The organism is Collinsella sp. LCP19S3_B7, assembly GCF_052121795.1.
GTDB lineage: Bacteria > Actinomycetota > Coriobacteriia > Coriobacteriales > Coriobacteriaceae > Collinsella.
Map to the genome: position 1 here is coordinate 1 of NZ_JBQKDO010000004.1, position 25,605 is coordinate 25,605.

At 59.5% G+C, this 25,605-nt stretch carries 22 protein-coding genes; 20 read left to right on the plus strand and 2 right to left on the minus strand.

Annotated elements, in window-relative coordinates; genetic code table 11:
* Nucleotides 1–149: 149 nt before the first annotated feature.
* A complete protein-coding gene (locus ACTQW0_RS02510; RefSeq protein ID WP_441566765.1) occupies nucleotides 150–635 on the minus strand; it encodes a cob(I)yrinic acid a,c-diamide adenosyltransferase in 486 nt (161 codons plus the stop codon).
* 92 nt (nucleotides 636–727) lie between these two features.
* Here ACTQW0_RS02510 and ftsH point away from each other — a divergent pair, with 92 nt between their 5' ends.
* Complete coding sequence (gene ftsH, locus ACTQW0_RS02515; protein WP_195838531.1) at nucleotides 728–2,620, plus strand: ATP-dependent zinc metalloprotease FtsH; 1,893 nt, start codon at nucleotides 728–730, stop codon at nucleotides 2,618–2,620.
* 75 nt (nucleotides 2,621–2,695) lie between these two features.
* Nucleotides 2,696–3,148: a DUF523 domain-containing protein gene (locus ACTQW0_RS02520; protein ID WP_441055772.1), complete on the plus strand. Its 453-nt coding sequence runs from the start codon at nucleotides 2,696–2,698 to the stop codon at nucleotides 3,146–3,148.
* A 130-nt stretch (nucleotides 3,149–3,278) separates the two neighbouring features.
* Here the strand turns inward: ACTQW0_RS02520 and ACTQW0_RS02525 are convergent, their stop codons facing one another.
* On the minus strand, nucleotides 3,279–4,367 hold the full coding sequence (locus ACTQW0_RS02525) for an iron-containing alcohol dehydrogenase family protein (protein ID WP_441566767.1): 1,089 nt from the start codon (nucleotides 4,365–4,367) through the stop codon (nucleotides 3,279–3,281).
* A 510-nt stretch (nucleotides 4,368–4,877) separates the two neighbouring features.
* On the opposite strand from ACTQW0_RS02525, the gene ileS reads away from it, so the two are divergent.
* From ileS to ACTQW0_RS02615, 18 genes are all read left to right on the plus strand, one after another.
* Nucleotides 4,878–7,655 (plus strand): isoleucine--tRNA ligase, encoded by a 2,778-nt coding sequence (gene ileS, locus ACTQW0_RS02530; protein ID WP_441566903.1) that lies wholly within the window; start codon nucleotides 4,878–4,880, stop codon nucleotides 7,653–7,655.
* 401 nt (nucleotides 7,656–8,056) lie between these two features.
* Nucleotides 8,057–8,638 carry a signal peptidase II gene (gene lspA, locus ACTQW0_RS02535; protein ID WP_427717279.1) on the plus strand — a complete coding sequence of 194 codons (582 nt, stop codon included), beginning with the start codon at nucleotides 8,057–8,059 and terminating at the stop codon, nucleotides 8,636–8,638.
* Nucleotides 8,638–9,651, plus strand: a complete 1,014-nt coding sequence (locus tag ACTQW0_RS02540; protein WP_441566769.1) for an RluA family pseudouridine synthase — start codon at nucleotides 8,638–8,640, stop codon at nucleotides 9,649–9,651. The genes lspA and ACTQW0_RS02540 overlap by 1 nt, the downstream gene beginning before the upstream one ends.
* A gap of 82 nt (nucleotides 9,652–9,733) precedes the next feature.
* Nucleotides 9,734–11,029 carry a glycosyltransferase family 2 protein gene (locus ACTQW0_RS02545; RefSeq protein WP_154515488.1) on the plus strand — a complete coding sequence of 432 codons (1,296 nt, stop codon included), beginning with the start codon at nucleotides 9,734–9,736 and terminating at the stop codon, nucleotides 11,027–11,029.
* Between the two features lie 77 nt (nucleotides 11,030–11,106).
* Nucleotides 11,107–11,529: a prepilin peptidase gene (locus ACTQW0_RS02550; RefSeq protein ID WP_441535921.1), complete on the plus strand. Its 423-nt coding sequence runs from the start codon at nucleotides 11,107–11,109 to the stop codon at nucleotides 11,527–11,529.
* 31 nt (nucleotides 11,530–11,560) lie between these two features.
* Nucleotides 11,561–12,808: a deoxyguanosinetriphosphate triphosphohydrolase family protein gene (locus tag ACTQW0_RS02555; protein ID WP_441548349.1), complete on the plus strand. Its 1,248-nt coding sequence runs from the start codon at nucleotides 11,561–11,563 to the stop codon at nucleotides 12,806–12,808.
* A gap of 60 nt (nucleotides 12,809–12,868) precedes the next feature.
* A complete protein-coding gene (locus ACTQW0_RS02560; RefSeq protein ID WP_441548350.1) occupies nucleotides 12,869–14,218 on the plus strand; it encodes a replication-associated recombination protein A in 1,350 nt (449 codons plus the stop codon).
* A 100-nt stretch (nucleotides 14,219–14,318) separates the two neighbouring features.
* Nucleotides 14,319–14,909 carry a hypothetical protein gene (locus tag ACTQW0_RS02565; protein ID WP_441548351.1) on the plus strand — a complete coding sequence of 197 codons (591 nt, stop codon included), beginning with the start codon at nucleotides 14,319–14,321 and terminating at the stop codon, nucleotides 14,907–14,909.
* Nucleotides 14,902–15,279 (plus strand): ATP-binding protein, encoded by a 378-nt coding sequence (locus tag ACTQW0_RS02570; RefSeq protein WP_154515503.1) that lies wholly within the window; start codon nucleotides 14,902–14,904, stop codon nucleotides 15,277–15,279. Before ACTQW0_RS02565 ends, ACTQW0_RS02570 begins: the two co-directional genes overlap by 8 nt.
* A 1-nt stretch (nucleotide 15,280) precedes the next feature.
* Nucleotides 15,281–16,072 (plus strand): RNA polymerase sigma factor SigF, encoded by a 792-nt coding sequence (locus ACTQW0_RS02575; RefSeq protein ID WP_427717298.1) that lies wholly within the window; start codon nucleotides 15,281–15,283, stop codon nucleotides 16,070–16,072.
* Nucleotides 16,069–17,478 (plus strand): AI-2E family transporter, encoded by a 1,410-nt coding sequence (locus tag ACTQW0_RS02580; RefSeq protein ID WP_441566771.1) that lies wholly within the window; start codon nucleotides 16,069–16,071, stop codon nucleotides 17,476–17,478. The genes ACTQW0_RS02575 and ACTQW0_RS02580 overlap by 4 nt, the downstream gene beginning before the upstream one ends.
* A gap of 148 nt (nucleotides 17,479–17,626) precedes the next feature.
* A complete protein-coding gene (gene alaS, locus ACTQW0_RS02585; RefSeq protein WP_441566773.1) occupies nucleotides 17,627–20,284 on the plus strand; it encodes an alanine--tRNA ligase in 2,658 nt (885 codons plus the stop codon).
* A 9-nt stretch (nucleotides 20,285–20,293) separates the two neighbouring features.
* Nucleotides 20,294–20,722: a Holliday junction resolvase RuvX gene (gene ruvX / locus ACTQW0_RS02590; RefSeq protein WP_035138185.1), complete on the plus strand. Its 429-nt coding sequence runs from the start codon at nucleotides 20,294–20,296 to the stop codon at nucleotides 20,720–20,722.
* The gene (gene mltG, locus ACTQW0_RS02595) at nucleotides 20,715–22,148 is read left to right on the plus strand and encodes an endolytic transglycosylase MltG (RefSeq protein ID WP_441566775.1); all 1,434 of its coding nucleotides are present in this window, start codon (nucleotides 20,715–20,717) and stop codon (nucleotides 22,146–22,148) included. The genes ruvX and mltG overlap by 8 nt, the downstream gene beginning before the upstream one ends.
* A gap of 2 nt (nucleotides 22,149–22,150) precedes the next feature.
* Entirely contained in the window at nucleotides 22,151–22,648 is a 498-nt protein-coding gene (locus ACTQW0_RS02600; protein WP_441566777.1) for a YqeG family HAD IIIA-type phosphatase, read from the plus strand.
* Nucleotides 22,649–22,656: 8 nt separating this feature from the next.
* Nucleotides 22,657–23,190: a shikimate kinase gene (locus tag ACTQW0_RS02605; RefSeq protein WP_154515515.1), complete on the plus strand. Its 534-nt coding sequence runs from the start codon at nucleotides 22,657–22,659 to the stop codon at nucleotides 23,188–23,190.
* The gene (locus ACTQW0_RS02610; RefSeq protein WP_441566779.1) at nucleotides 23,187–24,296 is read left to right on the plus strand and encodes a hypothetical protein; all 1,110 of its coding nucleotides are present in this window, start codon (nucleotides 23,187–23,189) and stop codon (nucleotides 24,294–24,296) included. The genes ACTQW0_RS02605 and ACTQW0_RS02610 overlap by 4 nt, the downstream gene beginning before the upstream one ends.
* A 132-nt stretch (nucleotides 24,297–24,428) precedes the next feature.
* Nucleotides 24,429–25,559, plus strand: a complete 1,131-nt coding sequence (locus tag ACTQW0_RS02615) for a M24 family metallopeptidase (protein ID WP_427717316.1) — start codon at nucleotides 24,429–24,431, stop codon at nucleotides 25,557–25,559.
* The last annotated feature ends 46 nt before the right edge of the window (nucleotides 25,560–25,605 follow it).

Here is a 25,605-nt window from a genome sequence, read left to right on the forward strand (position 1 = left end):
ACGGTGAGCCCGGCGCCGCGAAGCGCCCTGGCCCTCTCCACCATTCTCCTACTGTATGCCATGCGGACTCCGTTCCGGACCTCAACGGTCCAACTTTTTGTCCGCAGTCCCTGTCGATGATTCGTTTTCCTCCGTCCCCTTTGGATCAATTAGTATTCGATGCCTTGACGGGCTAGGAGGCCTTCGTCGAAGTAGTGTTTGACGGGGCGCATTTCGGTTACGAGGTCGGCAAGGTCGGCGAGGGGCAGCAAGCCGCGGCCAGTGAGCACGAGCTCCGTGGTGGTTGGTTTCATCGCGATCAACGCTTCGACATCTTCGCGCGTCACAAAGCCCCGTCGCATGGCTTCTCCCAGCTCATCCAAGATCAGCACGTCGACTTGGCTAATATGCTCGCGCGCCAGCTCCATGATCTGTGCGGCACAGGCTTCGGGCGTGTCGCGGTCGGCTTGTACGATGCAAAGCCCCAATCGAGGAGCTGCGTCATGTTCGGCGCAGTGCAGCTTCTTGGCAAACTGAAGCATGAGCACGTTAAGTCCATAGCCCGTGGCGCGCAGCGCGAGCCCCAGCGCAGCCGTCGTCTTGCCCTTGCCGTCGCCCGTATAGATTTGAACCTTGCCGACTTCCAGTGATGCCATCTCTGTCCTTTCGTGCCCGGTGTCGGTTTATCGCCGGCCGGGTTGGGTATTCTAGTTAGCATTATCAACCCCAGTAGATGGAGTTCAAGCAGATGGAGATGGATGACAACAAACGTAGACGGAATATGATCCTCTACGTGCTCATCGCCTTCGTCGTCTACCTCGTGCTCTCGACCGTTCTGTTCCCCAACATCGGTCACACGCAGCAGATTACGAAGACCGATTACTCGACGTTTGTCAAAGCGCTCGACAAGAAGAGCGTCGATAAGGTCGAGTACAACACGGACGATTACTCGATTTATTACACCAAGAAGGGCGAGGACGAGAACATCGCCTACAAGACGACCGGTGTGCCGAATGATGCGGGCTTTACCGATCGCGTGCTTGAATCTGGCGCCTCGCTTGAGTCGGTCGTTCCCGATAAGAACTCGGGTCTGATGACTTACTACCTGCTCACCCTCATTCTTCCCATGGCGATTTTCTTCCTGATCGGCTGGTGGCTCAACCGCCGCATGAAGAAGGCCATGGGTGATGACGGCCCGTCGATGAACTTTGGCGGCGGCGGTTTTGGCGGCGGTGGACTGGGCAAGTCCGGCGCGCGTGTGATTGCCTCCAAGGACGTGGGCGTGACCTTTAAGGATGTTGCTGGCCAGGAAGAGGCCAAGGAGTCCCTCAAGGAGGTCGTCGACTTTCTGGAGAAGCCGCAGCGCTACGAGGAGATTGGCGCCAAGCTGCCGCGCGGTGCCCTCCTTGTCGGCCCTCCGGGTACCGGTAAAACCCTGCTTGCCAAGGCTGTGGCCGGCGAGGCTGGTGTGCCGTTCTTTAGTATTTCGGGCTCTGAGTTTGTTGAGATGTTCGTCGGCCGCGGCGCCGCCAAGGTTCGCGATTTGTTTAAGCAGGCCAAGGAAAAGGCCCCGTGCATCGTCTTTATCGATGAGATCGATACTATTGGCAAGAAGCGCGACGGCGGCGGCTTTAGTGGCAACGACGAGCGCGAGCAGACTCTCAACCAGCTGCTGACCGAGATGGACGGCTTCGATAACCACAAGGGTATCGTCGTCCTCGCTGCAACCAACCGTCCCGACAGCCTTGACCCGGCCCTGTTGCGCCCCGGTCGTTTTGATCGCCGCATCCCCGTTGAGCTGCCCGACCTGACCGGCCGTAAGAACATTCTTGAGCTGCACGCCAAGAGCGTGAAGACGCAGCCGCCGATCGATCTGACCGCGATTGCCCGCGCCACGCCCGGTGCCTCGGGCGCCGACCTGGCCAACATTATCAACGAGGGCGCCCTGCGTGCCGTCCGCGAGGGTCGCAAACGCGCCACGCAGGACGATTTTGAGGAGTCGGTGGAGGTCGTCATCGCCGGTCAGCAGCGCAAGTCCACGGTGCTGTCCGACCACGAGAAGCAGGTCGTTTCTTATCACGAGATCGGTCATGCCATCGTTGCTGCTCGCCAGAAGGGCTCTGCGCCGGTCACAAAGATCACCATCGTGCCGCGCACGAGCGGTGCTCTGGGCTACACCATGCAGGTCGAGGAGGACGAGCGCTTCCTGACCACGCGCCAGGAGATCCTGGACAAGCTCGCCGTCTATTGCGGTGGCCGTGCAGCCGAGGAGCTCATCTTTGGCGAGATGACGACCGGCGCCGCCAACGATATCGAGCAGGCCACCAAGCTTGCCCGTAACATGGTGACGCGCTTTGGTATGTCCGATGAGTTTGGCATGATGGCGCTCGGTACCGTGCAGAACGCGTACCTTAACCAGGATACGTCGCTCACCTGCGCCCCCGGTACGGCCGAGCGCGTGGACGCGATTGTCGCCAAGCTGATCGAGGATGCGCACGACCGCGCCCTGCAGATCCTGAAGGAGAATAAGTTTAAGCTCCACGAGCTGGCTCGTTATCTGTACAAGAAGGAGACGATCACGGGCGAGGAGTTTATGAATCTCCTCACGCGTGAGAATCCGTTGATGCCAAAGCAGCAGTAATACTAGTTGCGCAGTGCTTTCGCCCCATTTGAGTGTCCACCTCAAATGGGGCGTTTTGCTTGGGAAGAGTTGTATATGAAGATCGTGGTAAGTGCCTGCTTGATGGGCGAGAGCTGCAAGTATAACGGGCTCGATAATTACCATCGCGAGCTGGTCGAGGCTTGCGAGCGTACGGGAACCGAGGTGCTCCTCGTGTGCCCAGAGGTTTTTGGCGGTCTGCCCACGCCGCGCAAGCCGTCCGAGATTGTGAACGGCGAAGTCCGTTCCTGCGAGGGCGCCTCGGTCGATCGTGAGTTTCGCCTGGGTGCTGAGCGTGCGCTCGACATGTGCGAGCAGGCGGGTGGGCCGGAAGAGATCGCCGCGTGCATCTTACAGGACCGTAGTCCCTCGTGCGGTGCAGGTCGCATCTACGATGGCACCTTTAGCGGCACGCTCACCGCGGGCAACGGCGTTTTCGTCGACCTGCTCCTGCGTCACGGGTACCGTGTGATTCCCGCAAGTGAATTTGACCCGAGCATGTTGGAATAGCAAAAGAATGGGGGCGGCCATCGAGTAGATGGTCGCCCCCTTTACTGGCAAGCTAAACGATTTCAACAGATGTTCAATGGCGTTTGCCCAGATAAAACCTGCCAAAATAAACCTGTCCCTTTTTGGTAGGTTAGGCGAGGAGGGTGTGGCCGTAGGCGTTGGCTGCCTTGATGGCGGCGGCGAACTTCTCGTCGGTGAAGGGCTCGGGGTTACCCTGCTTCCACTCGTTGGTGGCGTGCGCGTACTCGCACAGGGCAGGGATATCGGCCTCGGAAAGCCCGACCTGCTCAAGCGTCACGGGCAGGCCCATCTGCTTGTTAAAGGCGGCATAGCGCTCAAGGTTCTCGGTGTCGCCCGTGTAGGCGAACAACACGAGCACGCCCAAGCTTACGACCTCGCCGTGCAGGTAGGTGCCCTCACGCGGAATGCTGCAAGTGGCGTTGTAGAACGCGTGTGCCACGCTCGAGTTGTAGTAGTAATCGTTCTGGTTGGTCAGGTTCGAGACATATCCCGTGTTGACCACGATGTCGAGCGCGATCTGCTTGACGGCCTCGCTCGACAGGTCCTGGCGCACGTCCTCAAGACCCTGGACGCCATAGGTAAACAGCGGCTCGGAGCAGGTGTGGGCGAGTGCCAGGCCAAGACCGGCGGTGTGCTCCAAATTTCCGGCGCTCGTGGCGTACTCGATCTCGGGCTGCTTGGACAGGGCATCGCCCACGCCGGCCCAGAAGTACTCTGCCGGTGCCTCGGCGATGATCTTGGGGTTGATGAAAATGTGCGCCGGTCGGTTGGGGTACGAATAGCCCTCGAGCGAGCCGTCGTCGTTGTAGACAACGGCAATGGCGGTAGCGGCGGAGCAGTTGGAGCAGATCGTCGGCACCGTAAAGACGATCTTCTTGAGCTCGATAGCTGCGGTCTTCACGGTGTCGAGTGCCTTGCCGCCGCCGCAGGCGATAAGCACGTCGGCTTCCTGGCAGGCGGGGGAGTTTACGACCTTGGCGATATTGGCGCGTGTGCTGTTGGTGCCGTAGACGCGCCTCTCCAGAACCTCGACGCCGGTGCATGCCAGCGCGGCTTCGATGCCGGGAAGTGCTGCAGCCAGTGCTCGCTTGCCACCGATGATTGCGACCTTGGTCGCACCGTATTCGGCCAGCGCGCTGGGCAGCTCGTCGAAGCAGTCCTCGCCGACGGTATAGTCGCTCATTCCGATCGTGCGCATAGCAACCTTCTTTCGTTCGATAAAGTGCTTTCAGGTATTTTGCTCCTAGAGAAGGTCCACAGCCGTGAGAAATTTCGAACGTATAAAACCAGTGTTGAGGGTTTTTCGTCGGCGCGGAACGTGCTAGCATACTCCGCATAAGCGTTGATGGGGACGAGTAGTCGGCCGTCCGCATGCTACAGAGAGCGGGGAGCGCTGAGAACCCGTGCATGCGACCGATGAAAATCACCCCGGAGCTGCGGTCCCAACGGACGTGCCGCGCAGGCACGTCTTAGTAGATATCGCCGAGATGGTCGTCGATACAGGCCAGCCGAGTAACGGATGCGAGCGCGCGGCGACGCGGGCGAGGGCATCTAAGCTGGGTGGTTAAGCGAAGAGCTTTTACGGGCAGACTGCCTGTCTTGTGGCGCTTCGTCCCAGCTTGCAGGGACGGGCGCTTTTTTGGTGCCCAGAGGGCGTGCGCGCCCATGACAAGAAAGGGGTACCGTGGCAAACGAGTACAAGCAGACGATGAATCTGCCCAAGACCGGTTTTCCCATGCGTGCCGGTCTTTCCAAGTCCGAGCCCAAGCGACTCAAGGACTGGCAGGACAACAAGGTCTACGAGCAAGTTCTAAAGAAGAACAAGGGTCACAAGAAGTTCGTGCTGCACGACGGCCCTCCGTATGCCAACGGTCCGATCCACATCGGCCACGCCATGAACAAGATCTCTAAGGACATGATCAACCGTTACTGGATGATGCAGGGCTATGAGGTTCCCTATGTCCCCGGTTGGGACTGCCACGGTCAGCCGATTGAGCACAAGGTCGAGGAGAAGCTCGGCACCGAGAAGTTCAACCAGACCTCCACGGCTAAGATCCGCGAGCTTTGCAATAAGTTCGCTGTCGAGAACATCGAGCTGCAGAAGGCCGGCTTCCGTCGCCTGGGCGTGCTTGGCGACTGGGACAACCCGTATCTGACGCTCTATCACCAGCATGACGCCGCCGACATCGAGGTCTTCAAGGCCATGTTCGACAAGGGCATGATCTATCGCGGTCATAAGCCCGTCCACTGGTGCAAGCACTGCCACACCGCGCTGGCCGAGGCCGAGATCGAGTACTCCGACGAGACGAGCCCGTCCATCTTCGTGCGCTTTGAGATGACCACTAAGCCTGCCGGTCTCGAGAACTTCGACGGCCCGGTTGACTTCATCATCTGGACGACCACGCCGTGGACCATCCCCTCCGACCAGGCCGTTTCCCTTAAGCCCGGCGCCGCCTATGTTGCCGTTGAGCACGATGGCCGTGCCGAGGTTATGCTCGAGGACCTGGCTCCCAAGTGCTGTGAGGAGTTTGGCTGGGAGTACACCCCGGTCATGGTCGACGGTAAGCCCTATGTGGTTCCCGCTGAGACCTTCCACCACATCCACTACAAGCAGCCGATCTTTGACGGTGTCGAGGGCGTGGCGCTGCTGGCCGATTACGTCGGCGTCGATGACGGTACCGGTATCGTCCACAACTCGCCCGGCCATGGCGTTGACGACTACTTCGCCTGCCTCAAGGAGGGCATCACCGATATCTGCATGCCGGTTGATGACGACGGTAAGTTCTACACCGGCGAGGAGTTTGGTACCGGTGGCCCCTTCAGCGGTATGGATACCGACGAGGCCAATCCGCGCATCATCGAGTTCCTGCGCGAGCGCGGCACCCTGGTCCTCGAGAAGAAGATCACGCACAGCTATCCGCACTGCTGGCGCTGCAAGCACCCGGTGCTCTTCCGTGCTACCGACCAGTGGTTTGTCTCGATGGACAAGACCGGTTTGCGCGAGCAGGCTGGCAAAGAGATCCGCGAGAACGTCAAGTGGTATCCGGCCCACGCGGCCAACCGCATCGGTGCCATGGTCGAGCAGCGTCCCGACTGGTGCATCAGCCGTCAGCGCAACTGGGGCGTGCCTATCCCCAGCTACACCTGCGCCGACTGCGGCGAGAAGGTCATGAACGACGCCACGCTCGACGCCGTCATCAAGCTCTTCCACGAGAAGGGCTCCGACGCCTGGTTCACCGACGCTCCCGAGAGCTATCTGGGCGAGGCCTGCGTCTGCCCCAAGTGCGGCGGCCATCACCTCAAGGCCGATAAGGACATCCTCGACGTGTGGTGGGACTCCGGCGTGTCCTGGAAGGCCGTCTGCGAGTATCGCCCCGAGCTTGAGTACCCGGCGGATGTGTACCTCGAGGGCTCCGACCAGCACCGCGGTTGGTTCCAGAGCTCGTTGCTCACCTCGGTGGGTGCCAACGGCCACGCTCCGTACAAGGCGGTCGTCTCGCAGGGCTTCACGCTCGATGGCCAGGGCCGCAAGATGTCCAAGTCGCTCGGCAACGTCATCGACCCCAACAAGGTCTGCGACGAGATGGGCGCCGATATCATCCGCCTGTGGGTCGCCTCGGTCGATACCAGCTCCGACGTCTCCATCGACCACGAGATCCTTGCTCGTACGTCCGATGCCTACCGTCGTTTCCGCAACACGCTGCGCTTCCTGCTCTCCGAGCTCGAGGGTCAGTTTGAGCCCGAGACCGACGGCGTCGCCTTTGCCGACCTGCTGCCGCTCGACAAGCTCATGGTTGCCCGTCTGACCCAGGTCCAGGCCGAGGTCGACGACGCCTACGCCAGCTACGAGTTCCCGCGCGCCTACCGTGCGCTCTACGACTTTGTGGTTACCGAGCTTTCCAACGTGTACCTCGACGCCCTGAAGGACCGCCTGTACTGCGACAAGCCCGGCTCGCTCGAGCGCCGCAGCGCCCAGACCGTGCTGGCCGAGCTCTTCTCGATGCTCATGCGCGACCTGCAGCCGATTCTGTCCTACACGGTCGACGAGGCCATGGCCTATGCGCCCGCCGGCTGCGTCGATCACCAGAAGTACGCCGCGCTGCTCGATTGGTACAAGTCGCCCATCACGTTCGACGAGGCCAATGAGTTCGAGGGCGTGCTCGAGGCCTCGCTCGAGCTCCGTAGCGCTGTGACCAAGGCCCTTGAGGATGCCCGCTCCGCCGGCACCTTCAACAAGAGCCAGCAGGTCCGCGTCAAGGCGGTCGTTCCCGCCGAGATGTATGCGCTGCTGACCGGCGACAAGGCCGTCGATCTGGCCGAGTTCTACATCGTCTCCGATGTTGAGCTGACCCAGGGCGAGGAGCTTTCCGTCGCTATTGAGGCCGCCGAGGGCGAGTGCTGCGACCGTTGCTGGAACTATCGCACCACCGTCGGCGAGTACAACGGTCACGCGCATATCTGCAAGCGCTGCGCGAATGCCTTGTAGTTACGCGGTTTTACCAAACCGCGTAACAGGTTGACGCTGCAAACCCGCCAGAGCGGCAATCTGCCTTTCAGCTTCGGCGGCATGACCAGAAGGTCTATGCCGCCTTGCTTCAAGGCACCTTGCTCGCTCTGGCGGGTTTCGCTGTCGTTAGTCTTTTTGGGACGGGGCTTTTTTAGCTGCCCTACCTCAAATAAGGACTTAATCTTCGAAAGCGCTGGACTGGGTAGCTAAAAAGCCCCGTCCCAAAAAGACTACCCGGTGAAGGGACAAGGGGACAGCCCCTTTGTCGCATTGGTGGATATGTCGTGCGTTCTGCGTATGGCAATATAAGATGGTTATTTGCGTTAAATGGAATTCGACGTTCTTGAGGGTAGGGGATTTCTTTGGGTCGTGGTGCGGATATGACGCCGCCTTTGCGTTGGCGGTTGGGTGTTGCTGGTGGGGTGGCGCTCTTTGTGTTGCTTGTTGACCAGCTGACCAAGCTTGCGGTTCGTGCCGTGGGCGATACCCTGCATATGACTGTTATCCCCGGCGTGATCGATTTTGTGTTTGTCCGCAATATCGGAGCTGCCTTTAGCATGGGCGAGGGCCATGGCATAGCGTTTGCCGTGCTGGCGCTTGCGGCCATTGCCGCCATTGCCGTGTACTTGCTCCGTGCTCCTCAGCTCGCTCGCCTAGAGGTCGTGGGTATGGCCATGGTTGCGGGCGGCGCCATCGGCAACGCGATCGATCGCCTGGCCATGGGCTTTGTGACTGATTTTATTGCCACTACCTTCATTGATTTCCCCGTCTTTAACGTGGCCGATATCGGCATTACCGCCGGTGTCGTTCTGGCGCTCATCGGATACATGTTCTTGAGTCCCGCCGCTCGCGAGGTCGATGCGACCGCCGAGCTCAACGCCCGTGACGAGGCCCGCGCCAAACGTAAAGCTAAGCAGCGTGGGGAGCGTGCCCGCAAGATTCGCGAAAGGAATGAGCGCTAATGGCCGACATCCATATTCTCGTTGCCGACGATTGCGCCGGTCAACGTCTCGACGCCTATCTGGGCGCCAACGATGGCTGCCCCACGCGCTCTGCCTGCGCGCATCTGATCGAGGGAGGCGCCGTTGCCGTCAACGGCGAGACCTGCCTATCTAAAAAGTATGCCGTACGCTCCGGTGACCGCATCTCGGTCGACCTGCCCGAGCCGCATGACCCGACCGACGTGATCCCCGAGGCCATCCCGCTCGACATTCGCTATGAGGACGACTATCTCATGGTGCTCTCCAAGCAGCGCGGCCTGGTGTGCCATCCTGCGCATGGTCATGAGAGCGGCACCCTTGCGAATGCCTTGGTCTATCACTGCGGCATCGACCATCTGGGTACCGTGCAGGGCGAGGACCGCCCCGGCATCGTGCATCGTCTGGATCGCGATACCTCGGGTCTTATGCTCGCGGCTAAAGACGACGACACCCAGCGCGCGCTCCAAAATCTCATCCGCACGCGCACGCTCGACCGTCGCTACATTACGCTCGTTCATGGGCACATCGCCATGGACGAGGGCACTATCAACACCGGTATTGCCCGATCGACGCGCGACCGCGTGAAGATGGCGGTTTCCGATGACCCCTTTGCGCGCCAGGCCATCACGACCTTTAAGGTCCTTGAGCGCTTTGATTCCACGCGTTTCGACGACGGCTACACGCTTGTCGAGTGTCACCTGTTTACCGGCCGCACGCATCAGATTCGCGTTCACATGCGCCATATCAACCACGCCTGCGTGGGCGATCCACTCTATGGTAAGTGCGATGCTCGTGCCGATCAGGGTTTGACCAGGCAGTTCCTGCATTCCTGGCGTGTGGCGTTCGATCATCCCGTGACGGGGGAGCACATCGAGTGCCGTGACGAGCTGCCATGGGATCTTGCGGCGGTTCTGGATGTTCTGGCCCCGCGTTCGCTCGGTCGCACTGCCGCTGGCAACGAAATCGTCCCTCAGCTCGGTCTGCTCGAGGCCTAGCCAGTATTAGGTGGTTTCTTGAACTCCGTAAGCCTGCGGTAAGATATACGGTTGTTTACGTCACGCGTTCCTGGGAGCCTGCATGCTCGCCTTTTTACAAACCAACACACCTATCGTGATCTTCAACCAGATTGTCGTCACGCTGCTTACGGTCTGTTTTCTGTACCAGGTGGTCTTCTTTGTCATCGGCGCTCTTCGTGGTGAGGTCGCGCCTCCCAAGGCCAAGAAGCTCCATCGTTATGCCTTCTTTATCGCGGCGCATAACGAGGAGGCCGTGATCGCCAACCTCGTGCGCTCCATTAAGGACCAAGATTATCCGTCCGAGCTTATCGAGGTCTTCGTGGTCGCCGATGCCTGCACCGACAACACGGCGCAGCTCGCGCGCGAGGCGGGCGCCGTCGTCTATGAGCGCAATGACTTGGCCCGTAAAGGCAAGAGCTGGGTCATGGACTATGGCTTCGACCGCATCCTTAACGAGTATCCCGATACGTTTGAAGGCTACTTTATCTTCGATGCCGATAACGTTATCGCCCGCGATTACGTGTCCAAGATGAACGATGCTTTTGACCAGGGCTTCCATGTTGTTACGAGCTATCGCAATTCCAAGAACTTTGGCAGCTCGTGGATCTCGGCAGCTAATGCCACGTGGTATCTACGCGAGGCACGCTTTCTCAACAACGCGCGCAACATCTGTAAGACGTCTTGCGCCGTTTCGGGTTCGGGCTACCTTATCTCCGCCAGCGTTATCGAGGGTATGCACGGCTGGCAGTTCCACACGCTGACCGAGGATATTCAGTTCACCACGTTCTGTGCCATTCACGGCATTCGCATTGGATATGCGCCGGCGGAGTTCTTTGACGAACAGCCCGTGACGTTTAAGGCATCCTGGAAACAGCGTATGCGTTGGACCAAGGGCTTCTACCAGGTGTTCTTTACGTACGGTAAGCACTTGGTCAAATCGACCTTCCGCTATCATCGCTTTGCCGCCTACGACATGTTTATGACGATCGCACCGGGCATGCTGCTCTCTCTGATCTCGATGCTCGCTAATGCGACGTTCCTCATCGTGGGCGGCCTTTCGCACGGTTTCTTGGCTACCGAAGTCGAGATGCAGGCGTGTGCCGCTTCGCTCATTATGACCTTCGCTATGATGTATCAGACTTTCTTTATCCTGGCGCTGCTCACGACTATCTTTGAATACAAGCATATTCACTGCGCACAAAAGTGGCGTCTGGTAACCAACCTGTTTACCTTCCCGATCTTTATGTTCAGCTATATCCCCATTACGGTGGCAGCGCTGTTCTTGAAGGTCGACTGGGTGCCGACGCAGCACGCCGTAAGCGTTACCCTCGACGAAGTCATGCAGGGTGCCAAATAACCACCATCAAAACCACCACAAAGGGGATAGAACCTTTGCGGTGGTTTTACGTTTGAGCGCTCAGTTGAGGGGTTTCGATGTTCTATATCCCGTTTTGGATTTGCATCTTTGCCGGCGCGGCGATTGATGCCCGCGAGCGGCGGTTTCCCAATGAGCTTGCCGGCGCGTGTGCGGTGGCGGCGTTTGCAGGCGTCTGGCTCGACAAGGGCGTTAACATGGCGCTTGACCACGCCGGTCTTGCGGTCATCGTCTACCTTGCCCTTGTGCTTACTGAGTCACTCTGGCGTCGCCTTCGCCATGCCCCTGGCGTTGGCATGGGGGATGCCAAGGCGCTCTTTGCCCTTTGCACCTTCGATCCCCTGGGCGGCGTCGTCGCGTTTGCGGTTGCGCTCCTGACCCTTGCCGCTGCCTGTCTCATCGTAAAATCGCGCTCGCTGCCTTTGCTGCCGTTTTTGGTGCCAATATTTGCCATAATCGAGTTCGTGGGTAGTACGCTATAACCGTTTGCGCGCCCTTTTTAAGGAGCATGCCATGGCAATCAATCAACAGACAGCCGCCATCAAGGCGCGCCTGGATCGCATTCCCGCGGCGTTGTCGCCCGAGCTGGTCGAGCGCATTGCCGCCGACCGCGCCTCGGGTGTCGTTAATCCCTATCGATGCGGTGACGACCAGGCCATCCGCCGTGTCGATCGAGCCGCAGACGAGGGCACGCTTATGCGTCCGGCCTTTATGCGCGATATCGAAAAGATTCTGCATCTGCCAGCATACACACGTTATGCAGGCAAAACGCAGGTCTTCAGTTTTCGCAGCAACGACGATCTGTCGCGCCGCGGCCTGCACGTGCAGCTTGTCTCGCGCATCGCTCGCGATATCGGGCGTGCTCTGGGGCTCAACTGCGATCTGATCGAGGCGATTGGCTTAGGCCACGACTTGGGCCACACGCCCTTTGGCCATGCCGGTGAGCGTTTCCTCAACGACATCTATCATGAGCGCACGGGGCGTTATTTTTTCCACAATGTGCAGTCGGTCCGCGTGCTCGACGCGCTGTACGGCCGCAACGTGTCGCTCCAGACGCTCGATGGCGTACTGTGCCACAACGGCGAGTACGAACAGCGTGTTTTTGAGCTTTCGGACATGGGTTCCTTTAACCAGTTCGACCGAACCGTCGAGGAATGCATTGCCACGGGTTATAGCGCAATTGAGCACCTGCGCCCCATGACGCTCGAGGGCTGCGTGGTTCGCATCTCGGATATCCTTGCCTACGTTGGGCGCGATCGCCAAGACGCCATTGCGGCGGGCCTGCTGTCACCCGACGCCTTTGACGATGACCTGGGCGGTGCATACAACAGCTGGATCCTTACGCATGCCTCTATCGATATCGTCGAGCACAGCTATGGCAAGCCGCGCATCGAGATGAGCGAGGACCTGTTTGAGGAGATCCGCCGGGCCAAGCGCGAGAACTACGAGAAGATCTATAGCAAGGGCGGCATAGAAGGCGACTCCGAAGCGGAGCTGCGCGAGGCCTTCGAAAAGCTCTATGGCCGTTGCCTGCGGGACATAAACGAAGGCGACGAGTCCTCGTATATCTTTAAGCACCACATTTCGCGCATTGAGCAGCAGCTTTCCTACTACGATCGCACCTATGCCTGGCAGGACGATAAGGACCAGACGGTCGTGGATTACATTGCGAGCATGACGGACGGTTATTTCTGCGAGCTCACGAGCAAACTGTTCCCGGGATTGATGTTTCCGCACCGTACCTATATTAACGAACGGTAGTTCGTATATATTCGGTATACTGTTTATGGAAAACGTTTTTGATTGATGCACGGGATGGCTATGGACGACCTTTTTTCTGCTTCGACGCGTGAGCGTTCCTTTCAGAATGCGCCGCTTGCGGTGCGCATGCGGCCCAATTCGCTCGACGAGTACGTGGGCCAGCAAAAGGCCGTCGGTAAGGGCTCGTGGTTGCGTGCCGCGATTGAGCATGACGTGCTGTCGAGTGTGATTCTGTATGGGCCGGCCGGTACGGGCAAGACGACGCTGGCCCACATTATCGCCAACCATACCAAGAGCGAGTTTGTCGAGGTCAGCGCCGTGACGGGCACTGTGAAGGACCTGCGCCGCGTGATTGACGAGGCCAAGACGCGCCTGAATACGTACGACCGTCGCACCATTCTTTTCATCGACGAGATTCACCGCTTCTCCAAGTCGCAGCAGGATGCCCTGCTGCATGCGGTTGAGAACCGTACCGTCATTATGATTGGCGCCACGACGGAGAATCCGTACTTCGAGGTCAACTCGGCGTTGCTCTCGCGCGGTCGCGTGGTGGAACTTGAACATTTAAAGGACGAGGATATCGCCACGCTTATCGAGCGTGCGCTCGAGGCGCCGCAGGGTTTGAACGGCAAGTTCTCGGCCGATGAGGATACGGTTAAGACCATCTGCACGCTGGCTGCGGGTGACGCCCGCTCGGCACTCACGACGCTCGAGCTTGCGAGCGAGATTGCCGTCACGCGTCCCGATACCGAGGGAACGTCAGCGCCGGCGGCGGGGGAGCGTTATCCCATTACCGTGGATGACGTAAAGATTGCCAATCCGCGCCGTGGTTTTTCGTATGACAAAAACGGCGACATGCACTACGACATCATCAGCGCGTTTATTAAGTCTATGCGCGGCAGCGACCCCGATGCCACGATCTATTGGCTCGCGCGCATGATCGATGCGGGGGAGGATCCTAAGTTTATCGCTCGCCGTATTATGATTCAGGCTTCTGAGGATGTTGGCAACGCCGACCCGCAGGCGCTATTGGTGGCCCATGCCGCGTTTAAGTCTGCCGAGGTTATCGGTTATCCCGAGTGTCGCATTAATCTGGCTCAGGCTGCACTCTATGTGTGCTTGGCGCCAAAATCCAACGCGTGTGAGGCCTCGATTGATGCGGCGTTGGCCGATATTCATTCAAGTGGGCTGCGCGAGGTGCCGAGCTATCTACGCGATCGTCATCGCCCGGGCAGCGACGAATACGGTGTGTATAAGTATCCGCATGATTATCCCGAAGGCTGGGTCGATCAACGCTATTTGCCCGAGGGGCTGGAGCGCGGTGCGTTTTGGCAGCCTGCCGGCCGCGGCTGGGAAGAGTGGCGTGTAGAGCAAAGCGAGCGCGACCGTAGCGGGAATGCACCGAAGTAGCTGCTGGTAATTTTGTCTCACGTTGCTGCTTTTGGCATGTTCGGTCCCCTTTGGGGTACCATGAACAGCGTCTGTATTTCGATTCCTTCGGGAGGCTTGTATGAGTCCCATCCAAATCGCCCTGCTGCTGCTCGCCGTTGCCGGCGTGTGGGCTGTCATCGAGCTCGCGCTCACGCTGCGAAAGACCCGCACTGTCGTTGATTCGCTCGACAAGACGGTGAGCGACCTTAACAACACCATCGCCGAGGCTCAGCCCGTGGTAGCAAAGCTCGATGGCGCCGTCGATGAGCTCACCCCCGCGCTGGCGCAGGTTGAGCCGCTCCTCAAGTCGAGCAAGACCGCCGTCGACGCTCTTACCTCCAATCTCGTAGAGGTCGAAGCCGTGGTTCGCGACATTTCCGAGGTTACGGGCAGCATGGCCGAAGCCAGCAATGCTGTGTCGAGTGTGACCGACTCTGCGGCCGGTGCCGTTCAGAAATTCTTTAACAAGGTGAAGGCCCCCGCGGTCGAGGCCGAGCATAATCTTTCCGCTGCCGCCGAAGCCGAGCAGCCGACCGAGCGTGTCCTGATTGGCGAAGCCGGGGACGATGCCGCTGCTGGTGACGATGATGCACAGAAGCCTGCTGCTAAAGCAGCCCGGTATTACACTTACACGCCCGCCGAGACCTCCGAGGAGTCCTGCGATGAGTAGTGAAGCAACTTGCTCTATCACGCTGACTGTTGCCGGGGATCCGCGTCTTGCACGCCTGGTGCGCATGACGGCGGCTAATGTCGGCGCGCTGTGTTCCATGTCCGTCGATCGCATCGAGGACATTCGTATGGCTGCCGAGGAGGCCTTCATCTTTGGCTGCACGGCCGTTGATTCTGACGTTATCTCGATCAAATTCGATGTCGATGAGTCTCACGTGGGCATGACCTTCACCTTTGGCGACCAGGCGACTGTCGATGAGGATGACCAGGCCGCCGTATATGCCGAGCTCATTCTGGCAAGCGTGTGCGATTCCTACGAAAAGACTGCGGCGCCTCTGACGCTTTCCCTCGATCTCAAGGCGGATATCTAATATGACCGAACGTTCCCGGAGCGGTAAGACCGCTTGGGACAAGGAGAAAACCCGCGAGCTGTTTCGTCGCTACAAAGAGACCGGTGATCCGGACGCCCGCGAGCAGCTCGTCATGTCCCATATGAACCTGGTAAGGTTTCTTGCCAACAAATTTAAGAATCGCGGCGAGCCGCTCGACGACCTCATGCAGGTCGGCTATCTGGGTTTGCTCAAGGCTATCGACCGCTTTGACCCCGAGCGCGGACTTGAGTTCACCACGTTCGCCACGCCCACCATCTTGGGTGAGATCAAGCGTCACTTCCGCGACAAGGGTTGGAGTGTGCGCGTTCCGCGTCGCCTACAGGAGCTCTCTGCCAAGGTTAACCAGGCCACCGACAAGCTCACTAACGAGCTGCAGCGCTCGCCTAAGGTTGAGGAAATCGCTGAGTACCTAGACGTGACCGTTGACGAGGTGCTGGAGGCCATGGAATCGTCCTCGGCCTATACCTCGGTGCCCATCGAGGCCCCCGGTGCGTCCGATTCTGACGACGCGCCTTCAATTCTCGACCGTTACGCCGACGATGACAACGAGCTCGACTTCACCGATGACCGCCTGGTGATTGAGGAGGCCATCCGCGATTTCTCGCCGCGCGAGCGCGAGGTTATCGAGCTGCGTTTCGTAAAGGGCATGACCCAGATCGAGATCGCCAAGAAGCTGGGCATCTCGCAGGTGCAGGTCTCGCGCCTGCTGCGCCGTACCCTTAAGAAGGTTCAGGATAAGATCGACCCCGACGGAGTGATGGTTCGTTCATGAGTGAACACCCCCAACAAACCGATCGCGCGCTGCGCGATACCCGTATTCTGACGCTTCGCATTTGGGCCGTCGTCGGCTGCATTGCCATCGCCGCCGTCATCTTTAACCTTATGGGTATCTTGGCGCCGGTTATCGAGTTTCTAGCTGTTGGTTCCATCATCGCTTTTGTGATGTCGCCGATCACTAACTGGCTCGAGCATCACGGTGTTAACCGTGGCATTGGTTCGCTCATCGCGCTTATTGTGGTCGTTGCTGTGCTCGTCGGTGTCGTTTGCATCTTGTCGCCGATTCTCTTTGGTCAGATCATGGAAGTCCTGAGCCGCCTGCCTGAGCAGCTTCGTGTTGCGGGCGGTGATCTCAACGAGATGGTCTCGCATGCCAAGACGCTCAACAATACGCCGCTCAAAGAGTATCTGGACGATAATCTTTCTTCGCTGGTTACCGTGGCGTCCAAGTATGTATCTCAGATTGCCGCCGAGCTTGGTCGCGGTGTATTCCCGTTCATTACCAATACGGCCTCGCAGCTGTTCGTCATCTTCCTGGGTTTGGTGCTTGCCTATTGGTTGGCCTGCGACTATCCCCGTATGCACCACGAGGTCTGCACCATCATTGGTCAGGAAAGGGAGACCTCCTACCGCTTTATGGTCGCGATTCTTTCGCGCTCGGTCGGCGGTTATATGCGTGGCATGGTCGTGACGTCCATCTGCGGTGGCATCCTGGCCTTTATCGGCTTTACGCTCATTGGCCATCCCTACGCGGCACTCATGGCCATCTTTACGGGCATTATGCACTTGGTTCCTGTTGTTGGCCCCTGGGTGAGCGCGGCGATCGCCACGGTGCTCGGCTTTATGTTCAGCCCGATGCTGGCGTTATGGACTTTGGTCGTGACCATGGTGGCGCAAAATGTCACTGACAACGTCATTTCGCCTAAAGTCATGCAGAGCTCGGTGCAGGTGCATCCCATCATGAGCCTGACGGCCCTCGTTATCGGTTCGGCGCTTATGGGCGCCATCGGCATGGTTATCGCCATTCCGCTGTGCGCGGCCCTCAAGGGCATTTTCGTCTACTACTTTGAGAACGAGACCGGCCGCCAGCTCGTGGCATACGACGGCGCCGTGTTTAAGGGCACGCCCTATCGCGATACCGAGGGCAACCCGGTTGCCGCTTATGACGCGCTTGGAGACGATACGTTCATCTATGAGTCCGAGCTCATCGGTAACGAGACTGCGCCCGAGGCGCAGGCCATGCCCAGGCCCGAGCTCGATAACCCCTGGATCAAGCTCTCGGGCCTTCAGCCCGATGCTACGGGCTTTTTCAAGAATCCCTTCGCCAAAGACGACGATTCCAACTCGGACGACGATACCAATACCGGCATCGACGGTTCCATGGACGATGATGAGCAGTAAGTCATTTCAAGTTCAAGTTCATAGGCAATAACGTGCAAATTCGCTGGAGGGTCGCTGTTTGGCGACCCTCTTTTTTGCACAGGCGCGGTGGGATGGTAATATCGTTACGTTTGAACTGTTTCGATGTGAAACCGAGGAGATTCCCTCTATGAGTGCTGACTACCCGTCAATGACTACGGCTGAGATTCGCTCTAAGTTCCTCAACTTCTTTGAGGAGCGCGGTCTTAAGCTCTATCCTTCTTCGTCCCTCGTCCCCGACGATCCTTCGCTGCTGCTTGCCAACGCCGGCATGAACCAGTTTAAGGAGTATTACCAGGGCAAGAAGACCATGAAGGAGATCGGCGCTATCTCCTGCCAGAAGTGCGTCCGCACCAACGACATCGACTGCATCGGCGAGGATGGCCGTCACCTGTCCTTCTTTGAGATGCTCGGCGACTTCTCCTTTGGCGGCGTCTCCAAGCAGCAGGCTTGTGCCTGGGCCTTTGAGCTCATCACCAAGGAGTTCAAGCTGCCGCTCGACCGCCTGTACTTCACCGTCTTTACCGAGGACGACGAGACCCACGACGTGTGGCGCTCTCTGGGCGTTGCCGAGGATCACATCTCGCGTCTGGGCGAGGACGACAACTTCTGGGCCGCCGGCCCCACCGGCCCCTGCGGTCCGTGCTCCGAGATCTACTTTGACATGGGCGAGGAGGTCGGCTGCGGCAGCCCCGACTGCAAGCCCGGCTGCGACTGCGACCGCTTCCTGGAGTTCTGGAACCTCGTCTTTACCCAGTACGACCGCCAGGAGGACGGCTCCATGCCGGAGCTGCCGCACCGCAACCTCGATACGGGCATGGGCCTGGAGCGCATGGCCGCTATCATGCAGCACAAGACCGCTAACTACGACGGCGATCTGATGCAGCACCTCATCAAGCTGGGCGAGGAGATCAGCGGCAAGACCTATGACGCCGACGATTACTCCGGTGCCAGCCGCTCGCTGCGTATCATCGCCGATCACTCCCGTGCCGTCGACTTTATGATCTCGGATGGCATCCTCCCCGGTAACGAGGGCCGCGAGTACGTCCTTCGCCGCCTGCTCCGCCGCGCCGTGTTCCACGGTCGCCTGCTGGGTATCGAGGGCGCCTTCCTGTCCAAGTTCATCGACGAGGTCAACGCTCAGATGGGCGAGGCCTATCCCGAGCTGCTCAAGAACGTCGCGCTCGTCAAGGGTATCGTCGCCTCCGAGGAGGAGCGCTTCTCCACGACGCTCGACAACGGCCGCGTTTACCTGGACGAGGCCCTGGCCGCGCTCGCCGACGGCGCTGTCCTTCCGGGCGATGTTGCCTTTAAGCTGCACGACACCTTTGGTTTCCCCATCGACCTGACCGTCGAGATCGCCGGCACCGCTGGTCACGACGTCGACATGGACGGCTTTACCGCCTGCATGGAGGACCAGAAGGCCCGCGCCCGCGCCAATGCCAAGGGCGACGCCTGGGGCAGCTTCAACGACGTGTGGGTCGAGCTTTCCGACAAAGTTGCCGCGACCGAGTTCGACGGCTATGACAACGACGTCATCGAGGGTGCCAAGGTTGTCGCCATCGTGCGCAACGGCGAGTCTGTAGAGTCCGCCGCTGCGGGCGAAGATGTCGAGGTTGTGCTCGACCGCACCCCGTTCTATGCCGAGATGGGCGGCCAGCAGGGCGACGCCGGTGAGCTTTCTGCCGAGGGCGTTGCGCTGACGGTTGCTGACACCAAGAACCACAACGGCCTGTATGCCCACGTCGCCCACGTTGCCGAGGGCACGCTGACCGTTGGTGCCACCGTGACCGCCGCGCTCGACGCCGAGCGTCGTGGCTTTCTGCGCCGCAACCACACCGCCACCCACCTGCTCGACGCCGCCCTTAAGCAGGTCTTGGGCGAGCATGTTTCCCAGGCCGGCTCGCTGGTGACGCCCGAGCACCTGCGCTTTGACTTCACGCACTTTGAGGCCCTGTCTTCCGAGCAGCTCAAGGCTGTCGAGGACCTGGTCAATCAGCAGATCTTCGCTTCCAAGCCGGTCGTGACCCGCGTCATGGGCATCGACGAGGCCAAGGCCGCCGGCGCTGTCGCCCTCTTTGGCGAGAAGTACGGCGACGTCGTCCGCGTCGTCTCTGTGGGCGCCGAGGACCAGCCGTTCTCTCGCGAGCTCTGCGGTGGCACCCATGCCGCCAACACTGCCGAGATCGGCCTGTTCAAGATCATTTCCGAGTCCTCTACGGGCTCCAACGTCCGCCGTATCGAGGCCGTGACCTCTAAGGGCGCCCTCGACTACATGGCCGACCGCCTGGCACTCGTCGACACTGCTGCCGCTGCGCTCAAGTGCCGCGTCGACGAGGTTCCCGCCCGCGTTGAGAACCTGCAGGCCGAGCTGCGCGAGACGTCCAATAAGCTCAAGAAGGCCCTGACCGGTGGCTCCTCCGACGCTATCTCCAGCGCCATCGAGGGCGCCGTCGAGCTCGATGGCTACAAGCTCGTCGTCGCTGAGCTTCAGGGTCTCGAGGCCGCCGACCTGCGCAACGTTTGGGATACCGTGCACCAGAAGGTCACCGGCCCTGTCGCCTGCGTTGTTGGCAGCGTGACCGAGAAGGGCACCCCGGCCCTGCTTGCCGCCGGCTCCGATGACGCCGTCAAGGCCGGTTTCCACGCCGGCAACGTGATCAAGCAGATCGCGGGTCTGGTCGACGGTCGCGGTGGCGGCCGTCCCAACATGGCCCAGGCCGGTGGCAAGAATGCTGCCGGTATCGCCGATGCCCTCGCGGCCGCTAAGACCGCGCTCGGCGCCTAGGTTGTCGCTGTGGTCGCGCTCGCGCTCGACATAGGGGAGACCAGGATTGGCATTGCCGTCTCGAGCCGTGATGGCAAGATGGCAATGCCCGTCAAGGTGCTTCCGGCCGCTGAGGTCACCGGTATGGCCAAGACGTTCCGTTACCTGGTTGAGGACTATGAGCCCGACATCCTGGTAAGCGGACGTCCCTTGACCATGGCCGGTGAGCCTGGCCCTCAAGCCGAGCGCGTTGCCGCCGTGGCACAAAAGATCGCCGACGAGCTCGATCTTCCGTTGGAGTTTGAGGACGAGCGTCTGTCCTCGCAAGAGGCAAAGCGTATCCTGCGCGAGCAGGGCCTCAACGAAAAGCAGATGAGGGGCAAGATCGACATGATTGCCGCCAGCCTGTTTTTGCAGACGTGGCTCGATCGTAAAAACGAGGAGGTTTCGCATGCCTAGCGCTTCCGATCCGCGCCAGCCGAATCGTACACGTCAGCCCGAGTCGCGCCCTGCCCAGCCTGGCCAGCGTCCGGCACAGCCGACGCAGCGCGCAGCTCAGCCTGGCGCGCGCCCGGTGCAGTCCTTCGCTCGTTCGGCCCAACCTGCTCAACGGACGGGTCAGCAGCCTTCTGCTCGTTCGGTTCAGCATCCGGCTTCTCGCGCGGCTCAGCAGCCCACTGCTCGTACGGCCCAGCCTGCAGGCGGTACCCGCTTTAAGCAGCAGGCACCTGTCCGGCGAACGCAGGCTACCCAATCTCATTCGCATCATGCTCGCGGTTTGCATGGCGTTGCTCCGGCGACCCGCTCGAGCTACGACACGCGTGCTCGACGCGGTGCTCAAAAGAAGAGTTCTCCGGTTCCCATGATCATCGGCGTTGTGGTGGCGGTGCTCGCGCTTGCTGCGATCGCTTTCTTTGTCGTGCCGGCCGTCAAGGGCTTCTTTGCCGGTGAGGATACGAAGGTTACGGCTGGTCAGCAGGTTACGGTGACCATTCCCGACGGTGCTTCGGGCGACACCATCGCCTCGATCCTCTCCGAGAACCATATCGTCGAAAATCCCAAGGATTACTATGCGGCGGTGAAAAAGCTCAATGCCGATATGTCGCTCAAGCCTGGTACCTATACGTTCACCACATTCATGGATGCGACCAAGGTTGTTCAGCAGCTCATGGAAGGCCCCAATGAGGGCTCCAATGCGCTTACTATTCCCGAGGGTCTAACGGTCGATCAAGTCGCCGACCGTGTGGCCCAGGCCTACGACAGCATCTCTAAGGAAGACTTCCTCAACCAGGCCAAGGCCTCCAACTACGTGGACGACTATAGCTTCCTTAAGGGCGCCGCCAACGATTCGCTCGAGGGTTTTCTGTTCCCCAAGACCTATTCGCTGGGCAAGGACCCGAGCGCCGATGACGTTATCCGTGCCATGCTCGATCAGTTCAACACCGAGTACAAGTCTCTCGATTTTGCCGGTTGCGAGGCCAAGATCAAAGAGCGTTACGGCGTGGAGATGTCCGATTACGACATCATCAATCTCGCTTCCATCGTTGAGCGCGAGGGTCTCAACGCCGAGCAGCGCGCACATGTCGCCTCGGTCTTCTACAACCGCCTTGCCGGCAAGCTCGACGGTCTGCGTTATCTCAACAGCGATGCGACCATGATGTATGTCACCGGTGGCGAGGTTTCCGCCGACGACCTGCAGAGCGATAGTCCGTACAACACCTATAAGCACGAGGGTCTGCCACCCACACCCATCTGCTCCCCGTCGCTCGAGGCACTCAAGGCCACGCTTGAGCCGACCGACTCCGATGACCTGTATTTCTACATTACGCAGGACGAGGAGTACTTCTCGCAAACCTACGAAGAGCACCAACAGTCTTGGAATTAAACATGAGGATTTTCAGCCCCAAACGATATGTTGCATCCGTCGACCGCATCGACCTTGATACCCTGTGGGCCGACGGCAAACGCGCCATTCTGCTCGATCGCGATAACACCCTGGTGCCGCGTGACACCGAGCAGGTTCCCGCCGCGGTTTCCGCTTGGCTCGATGCCGCCCGCGCCAAAGGCTTTAAGCTGTGCATGGTGTCTAACAACTGGCATCGCGACCAGGTCATGAGCTCGGCACGCGAGCTGGGACTCGAGGCCATTAGCCACGCCATGAAGCCGGCTCCGTTTGCCCTCAAGGCGGGTCTTAAGCGCCTCGGCGCCACGGCCGACGAGGCGGTGCTGATCGGTGATCAGCTCTACACGGACGTGTGGAGCGGCAATTTCGCCGGCGTCGATACCATCTTGGTAAAGCCGCAGTCCACTCAGGACCTGTGGTATACGCAGATCTTCCGTATCTTTGAGCGCCGGGCCCTGCGCGACCTTCCCTGCGAGGAATAGGTCTCGCTATGTCCCAGCACACCAAACACGGCTGCGACCATATCTTCTTTATCGGCTTTTTGGGCGCGGGCAAATCGACGCTTGCGCGCAACGTGGGAACTATGTTCAAACGTCGCTTTATCGATACCGACCGCCTTGTCGTGCGTCGTTGCGGTAAATCGGTGACCGAGATTTTTGAGACCGAGGGGGAGGAACGTTTTCGCGAGCTCGAGACCTCGGCGCTCCGTTCGCTCCAAAGCGAGCGCAGCCTGCTGGTTTCCTGCGGCGGAGGTATCGTCGAGACTCCGGTGAATATTGAGCTTATGCACCAGATGGGTATCTGTGTGTATCTCGAAGGCGACTTTGAGGATTCGATTCGCCAGATTCGTCGGTCCGACACGCGTCCCGATTTCCGTTCGCCCGAGCATGCCGCGCGCCTGTTTGAGCATCGCCGTCCGCTATATCGCCAGGCCGCCGATATTACCCTTGATATTCGCAACAAGTCCTTCGAGGACGTTTCCTACCTTTGTGCCGAGATGCTTTTGGAGCGTGGGCTGCTATGATTCGCCGTCAACTGATCAATTTCCAAAACCGCAGTGTCGATGTCCGCGTCGGATTGGGCGCGTTCGAGGAGCTGTCGCGCATGTTTGCCTCGGCTGTGGGCAAGCCTAAGCGCGCGTTGGTGGTTTGGAACGACGCCACGTCAGAGCGTTTTGGCGAGGTCGTCGAGCATGCGCTGGTTGATGCCGGTTTTGTCGTGTCGCAGCTCCCACTCGAGGTTTCGCCTGCTGGTGCCACGCTGGCCGATGCCGATGCCATCTTTGGCGCCCTATCTGCCAACGGCATTACCTGCGACGATCTTGTTGTCGCCGTTGGCGATGCCGCAACCTGCTCGGTTGTTAGCTGGTGTGCTAATCAGTGGTGCGGTCGCACCGAGTGCGCCTTGCTGCCGACAACGTTCGACGCCATGCTCACGGTCGCGACGACCATGAAGCCGCTCGTCGCCTCGTCGTCGAATGCGCTTCCCGCTATCGCGTTCCGTCCCGAATCGGGCTTGGTCGTGTGTGACCTCGACCTTGTTCGCGAGGCGGACCCCGAGGATCTCAAGCTCGGCTATGTGGTGCTTGTTGGCACCATGCTTTCGAGCAGCAAGTCCCGCTGGAATCAGTTTACCGAGACTGTTCCCGAGATTCTTTCCGGCGAGGAGGTCGCGCTCGTCAATGCTGTGCAGTGGTCCCAGACCGCGCGCAAAGATGTGCTCATGGCCACGAACCCCAGTGCTCGCCATGCACTCGATTTTGGTAAGACAGGGGAGCGCACCCTTCGCGCCTGCCTGGGCGAGGCCGCGGCTAACGTTCCCGCATACCAGCTCCTTTCCGAGGGTATGCGCTTTGAGGCGCGCCTAGCACATGATGCCTGCGACTTCGATATCGACAATGTGTTTGATCTCGACGATTGCCTGGAGGACTTTGGCATCGAAGAGCTTGCCTTCGACTTGGAGCCCACCGCGTTTATCGAGGAGTTCCGCAAGCAGCAGTTTGCCCGCTCAAACCGCAGCATGCTGCCGCTGCCCGCGGCGCTCGGCGCCATTCGCCTGACAAATGTCGAGGACGAGATTCTCGAACGCCATGCGCAGGCGTATCTTGCTTCTCGCAAGGAACTTTTTTAACTTTATTGACATCCATCGTCTTTCGTATCATTTTGAGGGACGGGTTTTCAATCGGTTGCGAATCGCTTGTGGTTCGGCTATTTGTTTGAAGCCCGTCCTGCTCTTTTTGAGGACAATAAGAAAGGAATCTGAATGTCTGAGTTTGCTGCCGGTCCTGCCGGTCGTATCGAGCGTGTCCGTGCCCTGATGGTCGAGCGCGGCTACGATGCTATCGTCGTGCGCGATGAGGCCAACCTCCGTTGGCTCACGGGTGTAAAGGGCGTCTTCGATTACACCTTCGAGTTTCCGCACGCCGCATTTATTACGGCCGATCAATGCCTGTTCCATACCGACTCGCGCTATCTCAACAGCTTTGAGGAGAACACGCCCGCCGGCAGCCCCTGGGTCTACGACATGGACGAGGGCACCATCCCCGGTTGGGTTGCCGACAAGATCGCGGCCAACAAGTGTCGTGTCTGCGCCGTCGAGGATGACATGCAGATTAACTTTTACCAGGGTATTCAGCGTGGTCTTGAGGATCGCTCCGTCGCCTGCATGCTGCCGCTGATGCATGACGACATTCGTAAGATGCGCGCCATCAAGGATGCCGAGGAGATCGAGCTCATGCGACACGCGCAGTCGATCACCGATGCCGCCTTCCAGCACATGCTCGGCTTTATTAAGCCCGGTATGACCGAGAAGCAGGTCCGCAACGAGCTCGAGAACTTTATGTTCGCCAACGGTGCCGACAGCTTGGCCTTTGGCTCCATCGTCGCGAGCGGTCCCAACACCGCCAACCCGCATGCCGTCCCGAGCGACCGTGTCATCGAGAAGGGCGATTTCGTCCTCATGGATTATGGCGCGGGCTACTGCGACTATCGCTCCGATATGACGCGTACCGTCGTGATGGGCGAGCCCACGCAGGAACAGCTCGACCTGTACGAGCTCGTGCGCCGCACCCACGAGGAGTGCGTCGCCGCTATCCATCCGGGCGTCGAGGGTAACGATATCTTCAAGCTTTCCAAGAAGATCATCGGCGATGCCGGTTATGGCGATTACTACAACCATGGCCTGGGCCATGGTGTCGGTATCGACATCCACGAGCTGCCCAACTTCAACCGCAGCAAGAACATCATCGAGGTCGGCTCGGTTGTCACCATGGAGCCTGGCGTCTACCTGCCCGGCGTGGGCGGCGTGCGCTTGGAGGATTACGGTGTTGTCACCGAGAACGGCTATGAGCCCTTCACCAAGACCCCGCACGACCTGCACGTCATCGACTGCTAAGCCATTCAGTTCGATTTTGGAAGCGGGGCGTCCGAAATGATTCGGG

Excerpts from the sequence above, each read along its gene's own strand:
- ACTQW0_RS02510 (WP_441566765.1), bottom strand. The coding sequence starts at position 635 with ATGGCATCACTGGAAGTCGGCAAGGTTCAAATCTATACGGGCGACGGC.
- ftsH (WP_195838531.1), top strand. The coding sequence starts at position 728 with ATGGAGATGGATGACAACAAACGTAGACGGAATATGATCCTCTACGTG.
- ACTQW0_RS02520 (WP_441055772.1), top strand. The coding sequence starts at position 2,696 with ATGAAGATCGTGGTAAGTGCCTGCTTGATGGGCGAGAGCTGCAAGTAT.
- ACTQW0_RS02525 (WP_441566767.1), bottom strand. The coding sequence starts at position 4,367 with ATGCGCACGATCGGAATGAGCGACTATACCGTCGGCGAGGACTGCTTC.
- ileS (WP_441566903.1), top strand. The coding sequence starts at position 4,878 with ATGAATCTGCCCAAGACCGGTTTTCCCATGCGTGCCGGTCTTTCCAAG.
- lspA (WP_427717279.1), top strand. The coding sequence starts at position 8,057 with ATGACGCCGCCTTTGCGTTGGCGGTTGGGTGTTGCTGGTGGGGTGGCG.
- ACTQW0_RS02540 (WP_441566769.1), top strand. The coding sequence starts at position 8,638 with ATGGCCGACATCCATATTCTCGTTGCCGACGATTGCGCCGGTCAACGT.
- ACTQW0_RS02545 (WP_154515488.1), top strand. The coding sequence starts at position 9,734 with ATGCTCGCCTTTTTACAAACCAACACACCTATCGTGATCTTCAACCAG.
- ACTQW0_RS02550 (WP_441535921.1), top strand. The coding sequence starts at position 11,107 with ATGTTCTATATCCCGTTTTGGATTTGCATCTTTGCCGGCGCGGCGATT.
- ACTQW0_RS02555 (WP_441548349.1), top strand. The coding sequence starts at position 11,561 with ATGGCAATCAATCAACAGACAGCCGCCATCAAGGCGCGCCTGGATCGC.
- ACTQW0_RS02560 (WP_441548350.1), top strand. The coding sequence starts at position 12,869 with ATGGACGACCTTTTTTCTGCTTCGACGCGTGAGCGTTCCTTTCAGAAT.
- ACTQW0_RS02565 (WP_441548351.1), top strand. The coding sequence starts at position 14,319 with ATGAGTCCCATCCAAATCGCCCTGCTGCTGCTCGCCGTTGCCGGCGTG.
- ACTQW0_RS02570 (WP_154515503.1), top strand. The coding sequence starts at position 14,902 with ATGAGTAGTGAAGCAACTTGCTCTATCACGCTGACTGTTGCCGGGGAT.
- ACTQW0_RS02575 (WP_427717298.1), top strand. The coding sequence starts at position 15,281 with ATGACCGAACGTTCCCGGAGCGGTAAGACCGCTTGGGACAAGGAGAAA.
- ACTQW0_RS02580 (WP_441566771.1), top strand. The coding sequence starts at position 16,069 with ATGAGTGAACACCCCCAACAAACCGATCGCGCGCTGCGCGATACCCGT.
- alaS (WP_441566773.1), top strand. The coding sequence starts at position 17,627 with ATGAGTGCTGACTACCCGTCAATGACTACGGCTGAGATTCGCTCTAAG.
- mltG (WP_441566775.1), top strand. The coding sequence starts at position 20,715 with ATGCCTAGCGCTTCCGATCCGCGCCAGCCGAATCGTACACGTCAGCCC.
- ACTQW0_RS02600 (WP_441566777.1), top strand. The coding sequence starts at position 22,151 with ATGAGGATTTTCAGCCCCAAACGATATGTTGCATCCGTCGACCGCATC.
- ACTQW0_RS02605 (WP_154515515.1), top strand. The coding sequence starts at position 22,657 with ATGTCCCAGCACACCAAACACGGCTGCGACCATATCTTCTTTATCGGC.
- ACTQW0_RS02610 (WP_441566779.1), top strand. The coding sequence starts at position 23,187 with ATGATTCGCCGTCAACTGATCAATTTCCAAAACCGCAGTGTCGATGTC.
- ACTQW0_RS02615 (WP_427717316.1), top strand. The coding sequence starts at position 24,429 with ATGTCTGAGTTTGCTGCCGGTCCTGCCGGTCGTATCGAGCGTGTCCGT.